11 protein-coding genes are annotated in these 17,792 nt (G+C 41.8%); 10 read left to right on the plus strand and 1 reads right to left on the minus strand.

What is annotated here, in order from left to right:
* The first annotated feature begins 517 nt into the window (after positions 1-517).
* The 4 genes from AC1DU2_RS22815 to AC1DU2_RS22830 all read left to right on the plus strand — a co-directional run bounded on the left by AC1DU2_RS22815 (position 518) and on the right by AC1DU2_RS22830 (position 4,968).
* Positions 518-1,645 (plus strand): phosphotransferase enzyme family protein, encoded by a 1,128-nt coding sequence (locus AC1DU2_RS22815; RefSeq protein ID WP_477387119.1) that lies wholly within the window; start codon positions 518-520, stop codon positions 1,643-1,645.
* Complete coding sequence (locus AC1DU2_RS22820) at positions 1,642-2,370, plus strand: carbohydrate-binding family 9-like protein (protein ID WP_477387121.1); 729 nt, start codon at positions 1,642-1,644, stop codon at positions 2,368-2,370. Before AC1DU2_RS22815 ends, AC1DU2_RS22820 begins: the two co-directional genes overlap by 4 nt.
* Entirely contained in the window at positions 2,333-4,081 is a 1,749-nt protein-coding gene (locus AC1DU2_RS22825; RefSeq protein WP_477387123.1) for a DUF4091 domain-containing protein, read from the plus strand. The genes AC1DU2_RS22820 and AC1DU2_RS22825 overlap by 38 nt, the downstream gene beginning before the upstream one ends.
* A gap of 299 nt (positions 4,082-4,380) precedes the next feature.
* Complete coding sequence (locus AC1DU2_RS22830; protein WP_477387125.1) at positions 4,381-4,968, plus strand: RNA polymerase sigma-70 factor; 588 nt, start codon at positions 4,381-4,383, stop codon at positions 4,966-4,968.
* Positions 4,969-5,105: 137 nt separating this feature from the next.
* On the opposite strand, the gene AC1DU2_RS22835 is transcribed toward AC1DU2_RS22830, so the two are convergent.
* Positions 5,106-6,146 carry a Fic family protein gene (locus tag AC1DU2_RS22835; RefSeq protein ID WP_477387127.1) on the minus strand — a complete coding sequence of 347 codons (1,041 nt, stop codon included), beginning with the start codon at positions 6,144-6,146 and terminating at the stop codon, positions 5,106-5,108.
* Between the two features lie 211 nt (positions 6,147-6,357).
* On the opposite strand from AC1DU2_RS22835, the gene AC1DU2_RS22840 reads away from it, so the two are divergent.
* The 6 genes from AC1DU2_RS22840 to AC1DU2_RS22865 all read left to right on the plus strand — a co-directional run bounded on the left by AC1DU2_RS22840 (position 6,358) and on the right by AC1DU2_RS22865 (position 17,715).
* Entirely contained in the window at positions 6,358-7,539 is a 1,182-nt protein-coding gene (locus AC1DU2_RS22840) for a FecR family protein (RefSeq protein ID WP_477387129.1), read from the plus strand.
* A gap of 196 nt (positions 7,540-7,735) precedes the next feature.
* Complete coding sequence (locus AC1DU2_RS22845) at positions 7,736-11,086, plus strand: TonB-dependent receptor (protein WP_477387131.1); 3,351 nt, start codon at positions 7,736-7,738, stop codon at positions 11,084-11,086.
* Positions 11,087-11,132: 46 nt separating this feature from the next.
* On the plus strand, positions 11,133-12,968 hold the full coding sequence (locus AC1DU2_RS22850) for a RagB/SusD family nutrient uptake outer membrane protein (RefSeq protein WP_477387133.1): 1,836 nt from the start codon (positions 11,133-11,135) through the stop codon (positions 12,966-12,968).
* Between the two features lie 95 nt (positions 12,969-13,063).
* Positions 13,064-14,377 carry an IPT/TIG domain-containing protein gene (locus AC1DU2_RS22855; protein WP_477387135.1) on the plus strand — a complete coding sequence of 438 codons (1,314 nt, stop codon included), beginning with the start codon at positions 13,064-13,066 and terminating at the stop codon, positions 14,375-14,377.
* Between the two features lie 244 nt (positions 14,378-14,621).
* Positions 14,622-16,172: a DUF1565 domain-containing protein gene (locus tag AC1DU2_RS22860; RefSeq protein WP_477387137.1), complete on the plus strand. Its 1,551-nt coding sequence runs from the start codon at positions 14,622-14,624 to the stop codon at positions 16,170-16,172.
* A 25-nt stretch (positions 16,173-16,197) separates the two neighbouring features.
* Positions 16,198-17,715 (plus strand): right-handed parallel beta-helix repeat-containing protein, encoded by a 1,518-nt coding sequence (locus AC1DU2_RS22865; protein WP_477387139.1) that lies wholly within the window; start codon positions 16,198-16,200, stop codon positions 17,713-17,715.
* Positions 17,716-17,792 lie beyond the last annotated feature (77 nt).

The raw sequence follows: 17,792 nt of genomic DNA on the forward strand, positions 1-17,792 counted from the left end.
CAAATGGTTGACCTTTACAAAATAATACACTTTTAAGCTGCCCCGTAAAGGCTACATGTTCGTAGAAAGACGAATAGTTCAACCTTTTTTGCTCCTTAGGATCAAGATCGACTTTTAAAATCGATTTCCCTGTTCCCCGGGTTCCTTGCTACCTCAAATTTAAAACCTGATTTCCGTGGCGGCAATACAGTACACCTATGCTTATCCAAAGTAGTAGCTGATTCTTTTAGCAAGAGTTTTGCTATACCGCCCATTTCTGTAGTTCATTTAATCCTGCTGTTGCAGTCGATGGTTCTCTGTCAAAAAAAGCTTTGTTTACATAGTGCGCGTTTGTTTACATAAAAGAATTATTTAATAATTTTTTATTAAAGTGTGTGCGAGCACGCAAATATTTTTATATTTGTTTGTAGCTATTTGTACCATATAAGTGTGTGCGCATACTGATACCTGTAGCTTTTCGCATTTTGTACACCGGGCAGTGATGAGCCGTAGAATTTAAAATGATCAAAAAGAAAAAATGACCAACAAGATTTATGAAATAGTATCCAACTTTTCCGTCGGGGGAGATATAGCTGCTGTTATTCCTTATGGTTCGGGCCATATCAATGATACTTTTCACGTAACGAACAAGGACGCTGCGTTGCCCGGGTACCTGCTACAGCGCATCAATCATCATGTGTTTGAAAATGTGCCCGCGCTTATGGAAAACATACACCGGGTAACCAGTCATCTCAAAAAAAAGCTGGCGCAGATACCAGGCTCAAACCCCGATAAAGAAGTGCTCACTATGGTTTGGACGAAAGACGGGCAAAGTTTTTTTTGTGATGCTGAAGGCAATTACTGGAGAATGTATTGTTTTTTGAAGGATACCAAAAGTTATGACCTGGTATTAACCGAACAACAGGCTTATGAAGGGGGAAAAACCTTTGGCAAATTTCAATTGCTGCTGGCCGATTTGGATGCCGGCCTGATTTGCGAAACTATCCCCGGTTTTCATGACATCAGCGTTCGGCTCGACAACCTAAATAAGGTGGTACTGGCCGACCCGGAAAACCGGGTTAAAGATGTTTTGCCCGAATTAACTTTTGTAGTTGAAAGGGCAGAAAGCATGGTTACCATTTTGAATTTGGGAAAAGAAGGCAAATTGCCGCAGCGTATTATACACAACGATACTAAATTTAACAACATATTACTGGATGCCAGTGATTGCGGGCAGTGTGTAATTGATTTGGATACAGTTATGCCCGGCTATGTAGCTTATGATTTTGGCGATGCCATCCGCACCATTATCAATATAGCGCCCGAGGATGAGGAAGACCTTACAAAGATAGGGCTTAGCATCCCATTGTTTAAGGCCTATACCGAAGGCTATTTTAAAAGTGCCGGCAGCTTTTTAACAGATACGGAAGTTCAATCCCTTTCAATGGGCGTTTTGCTGATACCTTATATGCAAGGCGTTCGGTTCCTGACAGATTACATTGCCGGCGATGTTTATTATAAAACACGCTTTGCCCAACACAACCTGCAGCGAACCAGGGCGCAGTTCCAGTTGCTCAGAAAGCTTGAGGAAGAATACGACGTTTTAGACCAAATAATTAAAAACGCGGCAAAATCATGCACGCAATTATCATCCGAAATTAAATGAAAGAACTAACCGTACCATTTTTGAAGGGGGTAACAAAAATTAGCCCCATAGCTCATGTTTCTTTTTTGTTGGATAGTTACGAAGCTAACGCTATCGGCATGGTTCCCTGGCCCGGCTACGGTTATAAGCCCGATGCTAATTTTACAATGGCCTATGGTAACGATTGTGTTTTTATAAAATACTATGTTAGCGAAAAGTGTGTAAGGGCAATTTACAGCCAGCCTAATGAGCCCGTTCATAAAGATAGTTGCGTGGAGTTTTTTGTTTGTTTTGATAACGAAAATGAATATTACAATTTTGAATTTAACTGTGGCGGTGCTTGCCTGGCGGGGTTTGGAGCACACAGGGAAAATCGACGGTTATTACCCGAACCTGTTATCGGAATGATAAGGCACCAGGCGCAAATAAAAGCGGTAAACAATAAAGGCGAGGGGAATATAGCCTGGGAACTAACCCTGATGATTCCGTTGGATGCATTTTACTACCATTCGCTTACAACATTAAATGGCAGGCAATGCCGGGCAAATTTTTATAAATGCGGCGATGAGCTGCCCGATCCGCATTTTTTGGCGTGGAATGATATTAAATCTGCCGAACCTAACTTTCATTTACCCGTTTTTTTTGGGAAAATGAAATTCGAAAGCCCCAATAAATACTTAGCTCCTGTAAAACAAAAGCAACAAACTCATGAGATTAAAATTTATCGTAATCCTGTTGCTGTATAGCGCAGGTGTTTGGGCGCAATCAAAAAGCGGCGATTTTTACCAGGAGCTTGGGGATCCAAAACCTGTTGACCAGGGAAGCTGGAATCTTTTAAAACCAGGCACATACGTGAGTTTTGTATCGGCTGATATCCGGTATGATAAGCATAATGCACCCGCTATATTTCCGTTACAAACCCAGTGGCAAACCAAAGCCTGGAAAGGCGAAAAGGTGCATACGCAATTCCTGGTGTGGGCAACCCGTAACCTGCAGCAAATTAGTTTTGAGTGGAGTAAACTTGATGATGGTAAGGGCCATGAAATTGCTGCAAAAAACATCAGCGCCAACTTTGTGCGTTATGTGATGGCCGATGGTCTTAATAGTGAAGGCGGCGGCTGCGGTATTCAACCCGGCCATGACTCGTCGCTGGTTGAAGATGTAATTGACCAGGTAAAATCCCTTGCCCTGACTAAAAATACTACCCGGCCTGTTTGGCTAAGCATTAACGTGCCGGGCAGCGCTACCCAGGGTGTGTACAGCGGTTATGTGAAAGTTAAGGAAGGCAAAAATAAGTATGCTGCAATGCTGCATTATACAGTACAGGTACTTAATCACAAGTTGCCTGAACCGGCACAGTGGAAATTCCATTTGGATTTGTGGCAAAACCCCTATTCCGTTGCACGCTGGTATAGGGTAAAACCATGGTCCGGTCAGCATTTCGCCATTATGCGCCCGTATATGAAAATGCTTGCTGATGCCGGTCAGAAATCAATTACCACCACCCTGATACACGACCCCTGGAACAGCCAAACGTATGACGTGTATGGCTCAATGGTAAAATGGACTAAAAACAGGAACGGCTCCTGGGCGTATGATTATACCGTTTTTGACAAGTGGGTAACTTTTATGATGTCGTTAGGCATTGATAAGTTTATTAACTGCTATAGCATGATTCCCTGGAATTTGAAATTTTATTACCACGACGAGACCCTTGGAAAAGATACCGCCATAATAGCCAAACCAGGTACATTAGCATATGATGCCCATTGGCGCCCTATGCTTACCAGCTTTGCCCGGCATCTTAAACAAAAGGGATGGTTTGCTAAAACTACCATCGCTATGGACGAACGATCGATGGCCGACATGCAAAAGGCAATTGCGTTAATTAAAAGCGCCGATAAAGATTTTAAAATTTCATTGGCCGGTAATTATCACCCCGAAATTGAAAAAGATTTAGTGGATTACAGCGTGGCCTCAAACCAGGTGATAGATAGCGCAACTATGCTTGCACGTAAAAAAGCAGGATTAAATACTACCTATTATACCTGTTGTACAGAGGGGCATCCCAACACCTTTTCCTTTTCTGCATCTGTCGAGTCTGCCTGGCTGGGATGGTATGCCGCTTACAAGGGATATGATGGTTACCTGCGCTGGGCATACAACTGCTGGGCAAAAGATGCCTTACGCGACACCCGGTTCGGATCATGGTCATCCGGGGATGCCTACCTGGTTTACCCGGGTTTGCGTACCTCTATCCGTTTTGAACGGCTGATTGAAGGTATCCAGGATTATGAAAAAATTAACGTACTAAAGAGCCAGTTTATGAAAGAAAACAGGCGAGATAAACTACATCAGCTTCAAAAAATATTAAGTGGTTTTGATATCAGCGAGGCAAAAAATAAAAGTGCAGGTGACGTTCTTCACGCTTCGCAGAACGATTTAAATAACTTGTAAATTATTGTAATAAAATGTAGTTTTTGTTAACTTTTATTGAATATTTTCTTTTACTTTTTGCATTTTTTTGACTTTATTTACTATCAGAAGTAGCTTAAATAACAAAATTGAAGTCTCGGGGAAAATGCAGGGTAAATTGCCACACGATAGATGCCGCAAATTACTTAGCAGGAGCCGGAGGAAAACAAGGGCTTCGGCGGGAGTACTGAATGGCTATCTAAATGGTAGTAATTGTAATATTTTAAAACAATAAAAAACACTTTATTTGAAGTTGCCAATTTTAAATTTCATAATGCCGAATGAATAACCTGGAAGTTCAGCTATTGACAGATGAGCGGCTTATAGCGTTGATCCAGGAGAATAATCTTGCGGCATTTGAACGTATCTATAATAAATATTGGTCAAAACTTTATCTTTCAGCATACAATATCCTCCGGGACCGCCAGGTATCTGAAGACGTTACCCAGGAGGTGTTGGTAAACCTATGGATGAAACGTGCTAATCTTCAACTAACTTCTTTAAATGCTTATTTATATACAGCCGTGCGCTACCAGGTGTTTAATGTTATCCGCTCCGGCAAAGTAAGAGCAGATCTTTTTAATCACCTGGAAGAACTTTTTAGCAATAACGGGGGCGAAGATATCCTATCCCAAAAAGATATTAACCGTTTGCTGGAGCAAGGGGTAGCCGAACTGCCCGAAAAGTGCAGGCAAATATTTATCATGAGCCGTAAAGAACACCTAACTACCAAAGAAATTGCCGAACGGCTTGGAATTGCCCCTAAAACAGTTGAAAATCAATTAACTGTAGCCTTGAACCGCTTGCGTAAAACACTGGGCGATTTTGTTTGCTTAGCTGCCATTATGCTATGCGGACGGTGGTTTTGAGTGTTTTACTGAATTTTAGTCAGGCTTTTTTCTCAAAATTCCTTCTCTTATTAATTGTTAAAACTTCATGATTTGTTATTATTCATAGGTAATCCTACACCGAACCGGGCAAAAAACAAGGCGAAGTTTTTTTGAAATTAAAAATAGGTCTTTACAGCAAATTCAAATTGCGTTTTAAAAATCTCTTTAAAAGCGTTGATGTTATTTTGTTCGTAAAAGATCAACATCGCCTTTTTATAATCCACGGAATCTACCGTTCGGAAAGATAATGGGCAATGTTGGTATGCAATCAATATCGCATTGCTAACAATTCGCGCAGTTCGTTTATTTCCATCTGTAAAAGCCTGGATGTAGGACAACAATACTAAGGCCAGCAACGCCTTTTCAAAGACATTTTCCTTTGCGTTGATCAGTTCGCACATCCCCGTCAGTGCCTCTCGTATTTGATGTTCATTATCAAGCGGAATATAATTAGTGCCTGATATACCGACCCGTCGTTGCCTGATATTCCGGTCTACGTCCAGTTCCTTTACTAAGATACTGTGCATGTCTTCTAAAGACTTGATCGTTAACGGCACTACATAATCGGGGTGAGCGACTATAAAGTCAATCGCTTCTTTATGGTTAAGCAACATCACCGCATCATCTTTTGGTTTGCCTGCAGCAGTTTCCTTTTCTTTTAACAAACGTTCGGTTTCCAGTAGGGAATAAGTGTTACCTTCGATCTGCGAAGATTTCCAGCTCAGGTCGATAGCAAGCCGCTCCATTTCTTTGCTATAAAGCGATGAAGACAGGTTCGAAATATTTTCCTTGAATTCATTTTGCAGCGCACTCAATTGATCCAGTTCCTTAGTTGTAAATAAGGTGATCTGACTAAGTATATGCGGTATCAAGTTGAAATTGAAAGTGCTTTTTATCGTTCTTTCGTCAATCTCTTTTTCAAAATACCTGCTTACATTTACAGGATGAAGCACTTCATAGGCCGGGCTTAACAAATATTTAACAGATTTTTGCCTGCCCAGGGTGATGACCAAATCTGTTTCAACCAATTTACTGAGTTGGCGTTTGAAAGTTGCAAAGCTTACCCCAATAGCTAATTCCGCGTACATTTTACTTGATGATGTCGCGGGATTTTCGGTCAAATAACCAATGATCAGATCAGAAATGTTCTCTTTCATGTTTTATAGCTCAATCAATATTCAAATATAGCTTATTTGTTGTAAATTTTGAGCCGTATTTTGTATATAAATGAGCCATATTGGAAATGGGCTGGTTAAATCTATATGATTTAAAAATGAATTCTGACAGATTTGTTAATGATATAGAAATATTTAAAATTTCTTTGGGGGTACCCCCTGTGTTGGGTTACTTACATACAATAACCTCCCAATGAAAAAAGAAACACTTCTGATCTTAATAAACAAATACCTTTCAAACCAGGCCACTGCCGAGGAGGAAGAACTTTTATTAAACTATTACAACACGCTCCAGAAAAACGAATTGAAATGGGACGAGCTTGCCATGGGCGATGAAAATACAGCCGGGGCCGAGCTTTACGATAAGGTATTGCTGGAGATAAAAGCTCGCGAATCTGCACCTAAAAGAATTGTTTTTTTGAGGCGGTGGTTTGTAGCTGCATCAATTACCTTATTCCTTGTCGCCTCCTCATTATTGGTTTTTTACCTCAAGCCCGGCGCTTCTGGTTTATTAACTAAAAACAAACCGCAATCGGCAACCGGGAATACCATCGCCCCAGGGGGGAATAAAGCATTATTAACCCTAGCCAATGGTTCAAAAATTGTTTTAGATGATGCCGCGACCGGCGAATTGGCCAAACAATCTGGTGTAAAGGTTACCAAAGCTGCCAATGGTCAGTTGGTTTATACAGTCGAAGATGCATCCTCTAATTCAGGTGCTTCAGCCCAGGTGACATATAATACCATCGAGACGCCAAAAGGCGGGCAGTACCAGGTTGATTTGCCCGATGGTTCAAAAGTTTGGTTAAATGCGGGCTCATCGCTTCGTTATCCAACCAATTTCAATGGTAATGAACGCAGCGTTCAGTTAGCGGGCGAGGCTTATTTTGAAGTTGCTAAAAATGCTAAAAAGCCATTCAGGGTTGTGAGTAACAGCCAGGTGGTTGAAGTTTTAGGTACGCATTTTAATATCAGCTCTTACATTGATGATACTTCGGTTAAAACTACTTTATTGGAAGGTTCTGTTAAAGTGCTGTCTACCAAATCTAATCAATCAAAATTGCTTAAACCGGGCGAGCAATCAAATATCAGTTATTTAAGCAACTCATTTAATGTACAAACAGTTAATACCGAAGAGGTAATTGCCTGGAAAAATGGCTATTTCCTGTTTGTTGACGAAGACCTGAAAAGCATTATGAGCAAGTTTGCGCGCTGGTACAATGTTGACGTAGAATACGCCGGTAATGTGGATAATTTAAGATTTGGCGGAATGGTATCGCGTTCAAGAGACTTAGCCCAGGCACTGAAGATCATAGAACAAACAGGAAACGTTAAAACTAAAATTGAAGGAAGGAGAGTCATCATTATGCCTTGATAATTACTCCGCATTAAGGTATCCTGAAAAATAAGCCGGAAGTGCTCGAACACTCCCGACTAAAACGTTAGGGCTTACCATGAAACTAAATTCGTAGTCCAATTACACCTTAAACCCAAACAAGTTCAAATGTATGAAATGTTATGAAATAAGTTTGTACAGGGTCCCCTGTATAAAAAATAAAGCTTTGTTGATTATGAAACTATCCATCATATTGTTGGTAGCAACCATACTTCAGGCAAGTGCTTCAGGTTACGCACAAAAAATTACATTATCAGAAAAAAATGCTCCATTAGAAAAAGTTCTTAAAGAAATTAGGGAACAATGCGGATATGATTTCTTCTATAATTCAAAGGTAATTAAGCAGGCTAACCCGGTAAGTATTGATGTTCTGAATACCGAATTAGAAGAAGTATTAAAACTGACATTTAAAGGGCAGCCGTTTATTTATAGTATAAGCGAGAAAACAATTATTATTAAACCTAAACCTTTAGCTTCACCGTCTCAGCCAATACCCGTTATAAAGGTTTCGGGTATTGTTACTGATTCAAAGGGTCTTACGTTACCTGGCGCCAGTGTGCGTATTAAAGGTACCAATAAAGGCGTGGTAACTGATATACAGGGGCGCTTTACCATTGAAGCCGATGTTAACAGCATTCTTGTTGTTTCATTTGCCGGTTTTGTTGCCAAAGAAATTACAGTTACCGAAGCAACATCCTCGCTTACTGTTCAATTATTGGATGATACCAAAGGAATAAATGAAGTAGTAGTGGTAGGTTATGGAAAGCAAAAAAAGCTGACGATAACCGGCGCTGTTACTACTGTAAACGTGGCCGATATAACAACGCCCAACCGCTCATTATCTAATGCCCTGGCGGGCAAAGTAGCCGGTGTAATATCAATGCAAAGAAGCGGAGAACCTGGCTATGATAATGCATCATTTACCATTCGTGGCATTGGAACTTTTACAGGTAATGCAAACCCACTTATTATTATTGACGGGGTACAGCGGGATGATGTAAACAGCACTTATGGCGGGGCTTACAACAACATCGATCCGGAGGATATTCAAAGTATTTCGTTGTTAAAAGATGCTTCGTCAACCGCCGTATATGGTGCCAAAGGTGCAAATGGGGTTTTAATTATAACTACCAAAAGAGGTGTTGCAGGCAAACCTAAAATTTCATTAAAAACAGAAGCTTCAATGTCTGGCCTTACCAAAACACCAAAAATGCTGGATGCGGTATCATGGATGAGATTACATAACGAAGCAACTACAAATGACGGTAACGCAGCGGCCTATTCCGAAGAAACTATTCAAAAAACAGCCAGCGGTTTAGATCCATATCTGTATCCCAATGTTAACTGGATAAAATCTGTTTACAAGAATTGGGCGCCGGGATACAACACCAACCTGAATGTTAGCGGCGGTGCATCAACGGTAAGGTACTATGTTTCGGCATCTTTTTATGATCAGGATGGAAGCTATAAGGTAACCAAACAAAATGGATACAATCCCAACCTAAACTTCAAAAGGTATGATTTCAGGTCGAACCTGGATATAGATTTAAGCAAAACCACTTTATTATCCATGAACCTGGATGCTATGCTGGTGAGCAGCCGTTATCCCGGCCTGTCTGCCGGTAGTATCTGGTACGAATCGTATTTAACCCCACCCAATGCATTCCCGATACAATACCCGGGAGGTAAATGGGCCGGTCCGTTTAACAACGGGGGATCCAACCCGGTGAACGATATTCAAAATTCTGGTTATAACAGCGAGTTTCGCCCAACTGTTCAGTCGGTTTTCTCTATCAACCAAAAACTGGATGCTATTACTGAAGGCTTAAGCGCTATGGCCAGGTTTTCGTTCGATTCTTATAGCGAAAACGACAACGGCAGAACGGGTACCAATGATCTTTTTTTAGCAACATCAAGAGACCCACAGGGTAATTTGGTATTTGGCCAGTCGAGGTATGGAAGCCAGTTTTTAGGCTACACGCAGTCATCCTCTGCCGAAAAAACCATGTACCTGGAAACAAACGTAAATTACGACCAGGCTTTTGGCAAACACCATGTAGGCGGACTGCTGTTATATAACATGCGGTCGAGGGTACAGAGTTCGGCCGGGAGTGTTATTAGCTCTATTCCCTATAATAACCAGGGTTTAGCCGCCAGGGCTACTTATGCCTACGCCGACAGGTATTTGCTTGAGTTTGATGCCGGTTATACAGGTTCAGAAAATTTTGAGCCGGGTAAAAAATTCGGTTTTTTTCCCTCAGTTTCCGGGGGCTGGGTAATTTCAAGAGAACCATTTTTTACAGGGCTTTCAAAAACATTTAACCTGCTTAAAATAAGGGGATCTCACGGCCTTGTGGGTAACGACCAGATTGGGTCTAATTACGGTATCACCCGGTTTCCTTATATCAACCAGTATGGCGGTGGCGGATCTGTAGGTTTAGGTCTTAACGGAACGGTGTATGGCGGCACTACCGAAACCGTAATTGGAGTAGAGAACCTTACCTGGGAAAAGGCAACCAAAGATAATATCGGGCTGGAAATAGGGCTATTCAATAAATTGAACATCACCATTGACGCTTATAAAGAAAGAAGAACCAGCATTTTAGTTCAGCGCGGTTCATTGTCGGGAATACTGGGGGTAAGCGGGGCTGTATTTGCCAATTTGGGCGAAATGAACAACCATGGCATTGAAGGCAATGTTGAATACAATGAAAATTTTGGCAAAGTGGCACTTCGCCTTTATGGAAACTTTACTTACAATAATAATAAAATTGTACAAAAGGACGAGCCAAAACAACTGTACGCTTACCAGCAAGCTACCGGTCGTAAGTATGGCGATAATTTGATGTATGTTGCCGAAGGGCTGTTTACATCGCAGGAAGATGTTGATAAAAGCCCCTCTCAGTTTGGCGCGATATTAAGGCCCGGCGATATTAAGTACAAAGATGTAAACAACGATGGCGTAATAAACAGCTTTGATAGGGTATACACCGGTAAATCAGACATACCTACTATTTTATATGGTGCAGGGTTTACAGTTGGTTATAAGAAATTCGATCTCTCGCTATTTTTTCAGGGGACTTCCAATGTCATCATAATGGCGAATGGATCATCCATCACCGGCGCAGGTGCAACCGGTGCAGGTATTGTACCGTTTACTGGTATGGGTACTTATCCATCCGGTATGCTGGCCAACCTGGAAAGCCGGTGGACGGTTGAAAACCCGAGCCAAAATGTAGATTACCCACGGTTAGGCATTGCCAACCAAAACAGTAACAATTATCAGCCAAGTACATGGTGGTCTAAAGATGCAAGTTTTGTCCGTTTAAAACAGGCAACATTAGGGTATACACTTAAGCCTTTGTTTCTTACAAAAGCGGGCATCAGCTCGGTTTACCTTTATTTAACGGGCCAAAATCTGCTAACGTTCTCCAAATTCAAACTTTGGGATCCCGAACTCGGCTCTAATGGCGCAGGCTACCCGCCGGTAAGAATATTTGCTTTTGGGTTGCGGGCTGCATTTTAGCAATAATGGATTTAAATCAATTTTAAAAGTATTTAAAGTTTTTCCAATGAAAAAAAATATACTAATTATGGCTGTTGGGGCATGGTTCCTGAGTGCCAGTTTATCTTCCTGTAATTATCTTAATAAAAAGCCCGATAACCTGTTAACATCTGATTTGATTTGGAGCACCAGGGCCAATGCCGAATCATACCTGTACAATATATATGGATATATTGTTGAAACCGACGGCGGCGATTTTAGTGCTATGGGCGCAAGTGATGAATCATCTGTATCTATCCCAGGTACCAATGTAAGGCAAATGGTTGCAGGCAACTGGAGTCCTGTAAATGCTTATTTTGACAATTGGGATAACTATTATAGAGGAATCAGATCGTCATTTATTTTTGAAGCTAATATTGACCGGGTTCCGGCCAGCCAGTTAAGTGTAACCTTAAAAAATCAATATAAGGCAGAATCCCGGTTTTTAAGGGGGTGGTTTTACTGGCAGTTGATAAAACAATATGGTCCGGTTGTAAAAGTAACGGAAGCATTAAGTTTAAATGCCGATTTCAACAAGTTCCCAAGATCATCTTTTGACGAGTGTAAAGACTATGTTAACACGCTAATGGACCAGGCAGCGGCCGGTTTACCTGCCGAATGGGCTACAACCAGCAATTACGGCCGGCCAACAAAAGGTAGCTGCCTTGCTGTAAAAGCACAAATTGCCTTACTGGCAGCCAGCCCGCTATGGAATGGTAACTCTTCGTTTGCCTCTTTTAAAAACCAGGATGGCACACAACTGGCACCAACGGTATACGATGCCAATAAATGGAAAATAGCAGCCGATGCCGCCAAAGCAGTAATTGATCTTGGCTCATATAAGTTATTTACCAATCTTGACAATGGCGGGACCGTATTTGATCCTTACCTGTCTGTAAGGGATCTTTTCATTACCAACTGGAACAGCGAGATTATTTTTTCAAGAAATTCATGGAATTACACAGGTTATACCAAGTGTGTAACGCCTGGCGCCGGCGGGTATAGCATGTATAATGCTACCCAAAACGTTGTAGATGCATTTTACATGAATAATGGCAAAACCATTGACGATCCATCATCCGGGTACACTGCAAGCAATTTTGCGCAAAGCAATGGCGGTAAGTACTGGGAACACAAAAAGGGGCAATGGAACATGTACGCAAACCGCGAACCAAGGTTTTATGCTTACATACAATATAATGGCCGGCCGGTATTACCCGCACCAACTGTTGATGATAAAAACTATTATTCATCAACCGAAAATATTGACGGAACAGGCCGGGCCGAGTTTTATTATAATGGCAAAGCCGGAGCAAAAGCAAGCGGGGCCAGCAATAACATTACAGGCTATGATGTGCTGAAAAATGTAAGTCCTGCCGATAATATAAGGCAGTGGACTGCCAACTACAGGCCCTTTATATTGATAAGGTATGCCGAAATTTTGCTTGATTATGTAGAAGCTTTAAATGAGTACGATCCATCTAACCAAAATATTGTGCTTTACCTTGACCAGATCAGGAGCCGGGCCGGTTTGCCGGGCATAGAAACTGTTTACCCCGGTGCAGTTGGAAACAAGGACCTGATGCGCAAATACATTTTGAAAGAAAGGCAAGTAGAGCTTTGTTTTGAAAGCGACAGATACTATACCCTCATTAGAAGGTTATTGTTAGGTGCCGATGAAAACCAAACCATTTACGGATTAAATGTAAATACCGACGATCAGGGACAAGGATTTTCATTTGGCGCTCTTTATAATAAAACACTTTTCCAAAAAAGGGTATGGAACAATAAAATGTACTTGTTCCCAATTTCCCAATATCAATTAGACCGTGACAGGGCATTGGTTCAAAATCCCGGTTGGTAGATGCGTGTTTTTTATTTGCCGAAAGGCAATAAAAGAGGTATAAAAAAACTAATAATTAAAGTGTAATTATTCAAATGAAAACATTCATAAACATAATGTCAAAAAGCATAAATCAATGCTTATTTGCCGGCGGGGTTTTTATAATGATAGCTTTTATAAGTTGTAAAAAAGACAAAACTCCCACACATAATAGCAACTCGCCAATTAACATTAACAGCTTTATTCCGGCACAGGGTGGCGGCGGAACAGAAGTGCTTATTAACGGCAGTAATTTTTCAACAGATACTTCGCAAATTGCGGTTACCCTTAACGGGGTAAAACTCAAAATCATCGGTGCCAATACCACGCAAATGATGGTAGTGATACCCAAAAAAGCCGGAACCGGGCCTATTATGGTAGCTATAGGTAAGGGAACGGCAACAAGCACAACTAATTTTACTTACCAGTATACCAGGACGGTTACTACGCTGGCCGGGTCGGGTAAAGCCGGTTTTGCCAATGGGCAGGGAACAGATGCCATGTTTGATTTTAGTGGCCAGGGTTGGTACAGGAGCTGCGGTGTAGCTGTTGATGATAACCTGAATGTTTATGTTGCCGATCCGGGGAATCACTGTATCCGGAAAATTGATACCGGCGGAAACGTTACAACGCTGGCCGGTAATCCGGGGGTTTCTGGTTATTCTGATGGGAAAGGCACAGCTGCAACTTTTTCTTTGCCTTATGATGTGGCTGTTGATGCCCAAGGCAATGTATACTCTGCCGACCCGGGCAACTGGGATGTCCGAAAGATAAGCCCTGATGGTACGGCCACTACCTGGGCCTGGGGAAACCAGTCGCCCTGGAGTGTAGCTGTTGATAAAACTTCGGGCTACGTTTATTACTCAAGCTGCTCCAGTCCGGGAAGTATTTACCAGGTATCAGCACAGTGGACTGCTAAAGAAGTTGTATCCGGCCTTAATTATCCCGCAGGCATCAAGTTTGATAAAACCGGGAATCTATACGTATCAATGAACGGAGATCACGTTATCAAAAAGTATACTGCCGGAACCTGGCAGGGTAGCATCATTGCCGGGCAGCAGGGGAGTGCCGGTTATGTGAACGGAGGGCCCGCAGTATCAAAATTTTCGTTGCCATGGGGCATCGCGGTAGATAACAGTAACAATATATATGTGGCAGGTAACGGAACCGTTTATGGCGATACCGGCCACCCCGATCAAAGTATCCGCTTTATACAGGCCAGCACATTTGAAGTAAGCACTTTTGCCGGAAGTAGTACAGCCGGATACACCGATGCAATAGGAGGGTTTGCACTTTTTAGCGCGCCAACCGGTGTTGCTGTAGATAAAAACGGAACTGTTTACGTGTTGGACAAAAATAATAACCGGATACGGAAAATAGTTTCCGAATAATGCCAATATGTGCGCTGAATAGCTTCCCAGGATCGATGGTGGTAATCTTTGAGTATCCGCCCCAACAAATATCTCTTTCATTATTTGGGAAGCTGTTTGAGTGATAGTTTATTTTGTTTGATTTGTATGGTACCTCGTAGCACGTATAATTTGCTACGAGGGCTATACTTTGCGCCGCTAAACGCCGGTAACATTTAATAACTGCAAGGCAAGGCAGCAAGTATTTCTTAATTAAAAAAACGCAATGAAATTTTATATCAATATTTTGTTAGTGTGTGTTTGCGCTTTACAAACGCTGGCCTGCAGCAAAAAAACAGCTGGTAATAATGTGGTGCCCATAGCAGCTATCCATGTTTATTACGTGGCAGCAAACGGGTCTGATGCTAATGCAGGCACAATCGGCGCGCCCTTCCAAACCATCAATACCGCGTTAACTCATGCCACACCCGGCGATACCGTTCTGGTTAGGGGAGGCGCTTACTACGAAAAAGTGGTGTTCCCAAAATCGGGAATAATGAATAAATTGATTACCGTAAAAGCATTTCCCGGAGAAAAGCCTGTAATAGACGGAAGTAAAATAATTATTTCAGGATGGATGTCGTTAGTCACTCTAAGTAACGTAAGGTATATAACGCTTGACGGTTTTGATATCTGCAATTTTACAAGTGCTGCTTTTAATACCGATCCCGAGGGTATAGCAATTAACGGCGACTCGCACGATATCACGATTAAAAACTGTAATATTTATAATATTAAAAGCAATGCTTCATTAGCTGATTGGCGTAGCGGCCATGCTATACTGGTTATAGGCAACGGAACCACAGCTATTACCAACCTGGTTATTACCGGATGTACAGTACATGATACACAAACCGGTACAAGCGAAAACGTAACGTTGGCGGGTAATATAGACGGCTTTATTTTTAGCCATAATAAAGTATACGATACGGAAAACATCGGGATAATTGTAGCCGGTGGCGATAACCTCAATAAAACCGGCGCAGTTGCCACCAATTACGCCCGTAATGGAGTAATCAGCGATAACGAGTTTCACGATAACTCGATGACCAAAACACCGGAAATTTGGGGGGCTGACAGGTATGGCGCCATTTCTATTTACGTGTGTGGCGGCGCTAACACCATTATTGAACGTAACAAAGTATATAACAGCGACCGTGGGATAGGGCTGGTGAGCGAAAGTAACGTGTATGCTACCCGAACCACCATTGTGCGAAACAACTTTGTGTACAACTGCTACCGTACAGGCATATACATGGGCGATTATTTAAACTATACATCCGGCGGAACTAAAGACTGTTATGTGGTGAATAATACCCTTTATCAAAATGATCGTGTAATAGGTGCATTTGGTGAGATTGAAGGTGAAATAAGGCTTACTGAAAATTGCATAAACAACGTAATAAAAAACAATATTGTATACGCAAGGCCGGTTGATGTGTTTATTCACAAGTATACTTCAACCGGGAGCAACAACATAATTGATAACAATTTATACTTTACAACTGGTACTCCGCAATGGATATGGAACAGCACCAATGGTACTCCATATACCAAATTAAGTGCATGGAAAACAGCCAGCGCTAACGATGCTAACTCGTTATATGGTGCAGATCCCTTACTAAAAAGCACCTCGCTGCCAGATATTCATATACAATCATCGTCTCCTGCAAAAAATTCCGGGCAGGTAATTTCGGCAGATATAAACGGGGCAACAGATATTGATGGAAATGCACGTGTTGTGTACAATAAGATAAGTAAGGGCGCACAACAATAGGGGATCTTTAATTTAAAAACTACAGATGATGAAACGTAATATTAATATTTTTTTAATGCTTGGTTTTGTGGCGCAGGTATTTGGTTGCAGTAACAAAAATGGCGCCGGGGTTATAACACCTCCTGCCGACGCTCATATCTATTATGTATCTGCTAACGGGTTAGAATCTAATAAGGGAACGATTGACGCGCCCTTCCAAACCATTAATAACGCGCTAAACCATACTATCCCCGGCGATACCGTAATGGTACGGGCTGGCATATATAACGAAAAAGTGGTTTTCCCAAAGTCGGGGGTAATGAATAAGTATATTACATTGAAAGCCTACCGTGGCGAGAAGCCGGTTATTGATGGCAGCGCTTTTAGCGTTAATGGCCGCGAGGCGCTGGTAACTATTGATAAAGCCAAATTTATAGTGGTTGACGGTTTTGAAATACGCAATTTTAAAACATCTACCGGCGATCCTAAAGCTATTATGGTTGAAGGGGGCTCTGATTATATTACCGTAAAAAACAACACCATATACGGTATTGATTATACACAGTTGCCGCTTAATGGGGGAGGCAATGCCATTTTAATTATCGGGAACACATCCGATCCGGTAACTAATATTACCGTTACCGGTAACACCATACACAATTGTAAAACCGGATACGGCGAAAACCTGACTGTCAATGGGTATGTTGACGGATTCTCCATTACCAACAATACCATTTATAACGCGCAAAATATTGGGATTGATGCTGCCGGCGGCTACGCGGCTAATGCCGATCCTGCACTTAATTATGCGCGAAACGGGGTTATCAGCGATAATACCCTTTATAATATTGAAAGCAAAAGAGGGCCGCTTGGCGGGCATGGCGCCATAGGTATTTATGTAGATGGCGGCAGAAACGTTGTGGTAGAAAAGAACCGGGTATCGGTTACAGACAGGGGTATTGGTGCCGTAAGCGAAACCAACGGATTCCCTACTGATCATGTTATTATCAGGAATAACCTTGTGTATAATTGTTGGTGCTCGGGTATTTATATGGGAGGGTATTTGAATTATACCGGCGCGGGCACAAGTAATTCGTCCATAGTAAATAATACCTTATACAACAATAACCAGGCCTTAGGTGCTTTTGGCGAAATAGAAGGAGAAATCAGTATCAGGGAGGATTGCACCAATAATGTGATTAAGAACAATGTTATTTATGGCGGTGCATCAGATATGTTTATTCATAAGTACACGGCTAAAGGATCTGGAAATGTTATCGATTACAACCTGTATTATACCACAGGTGCTGCACAGTGGACCTGGAACGGTACATCGTACACCGATTACAATGCCTGGAAAGCCGCCAGTGGCAGTGATGCTAATTCTACAAATGGTGCCGATCCTTTATTCATAAATACATCCGGCCTCAATCTTCATTTGCAAACATCTTCTGCAGCAAAAAATAGCGGGCAGGTAATATCTGATATTGTTAATGGCAGTACAGATTTTGACGGCAACACGCGTATCGTTAATCAGCAAATAAATAAAGGTGCTTATCAATAACCATTAAGCCGTATATGCAGGTACGCATACGGCTTTGCAATTATGGCACATCGTACGGGTGACGTTAACCCTTTAAT

It is taken from the genome of Mucilaginibacter sp. P4_C11, assembly GCF_056402115.1.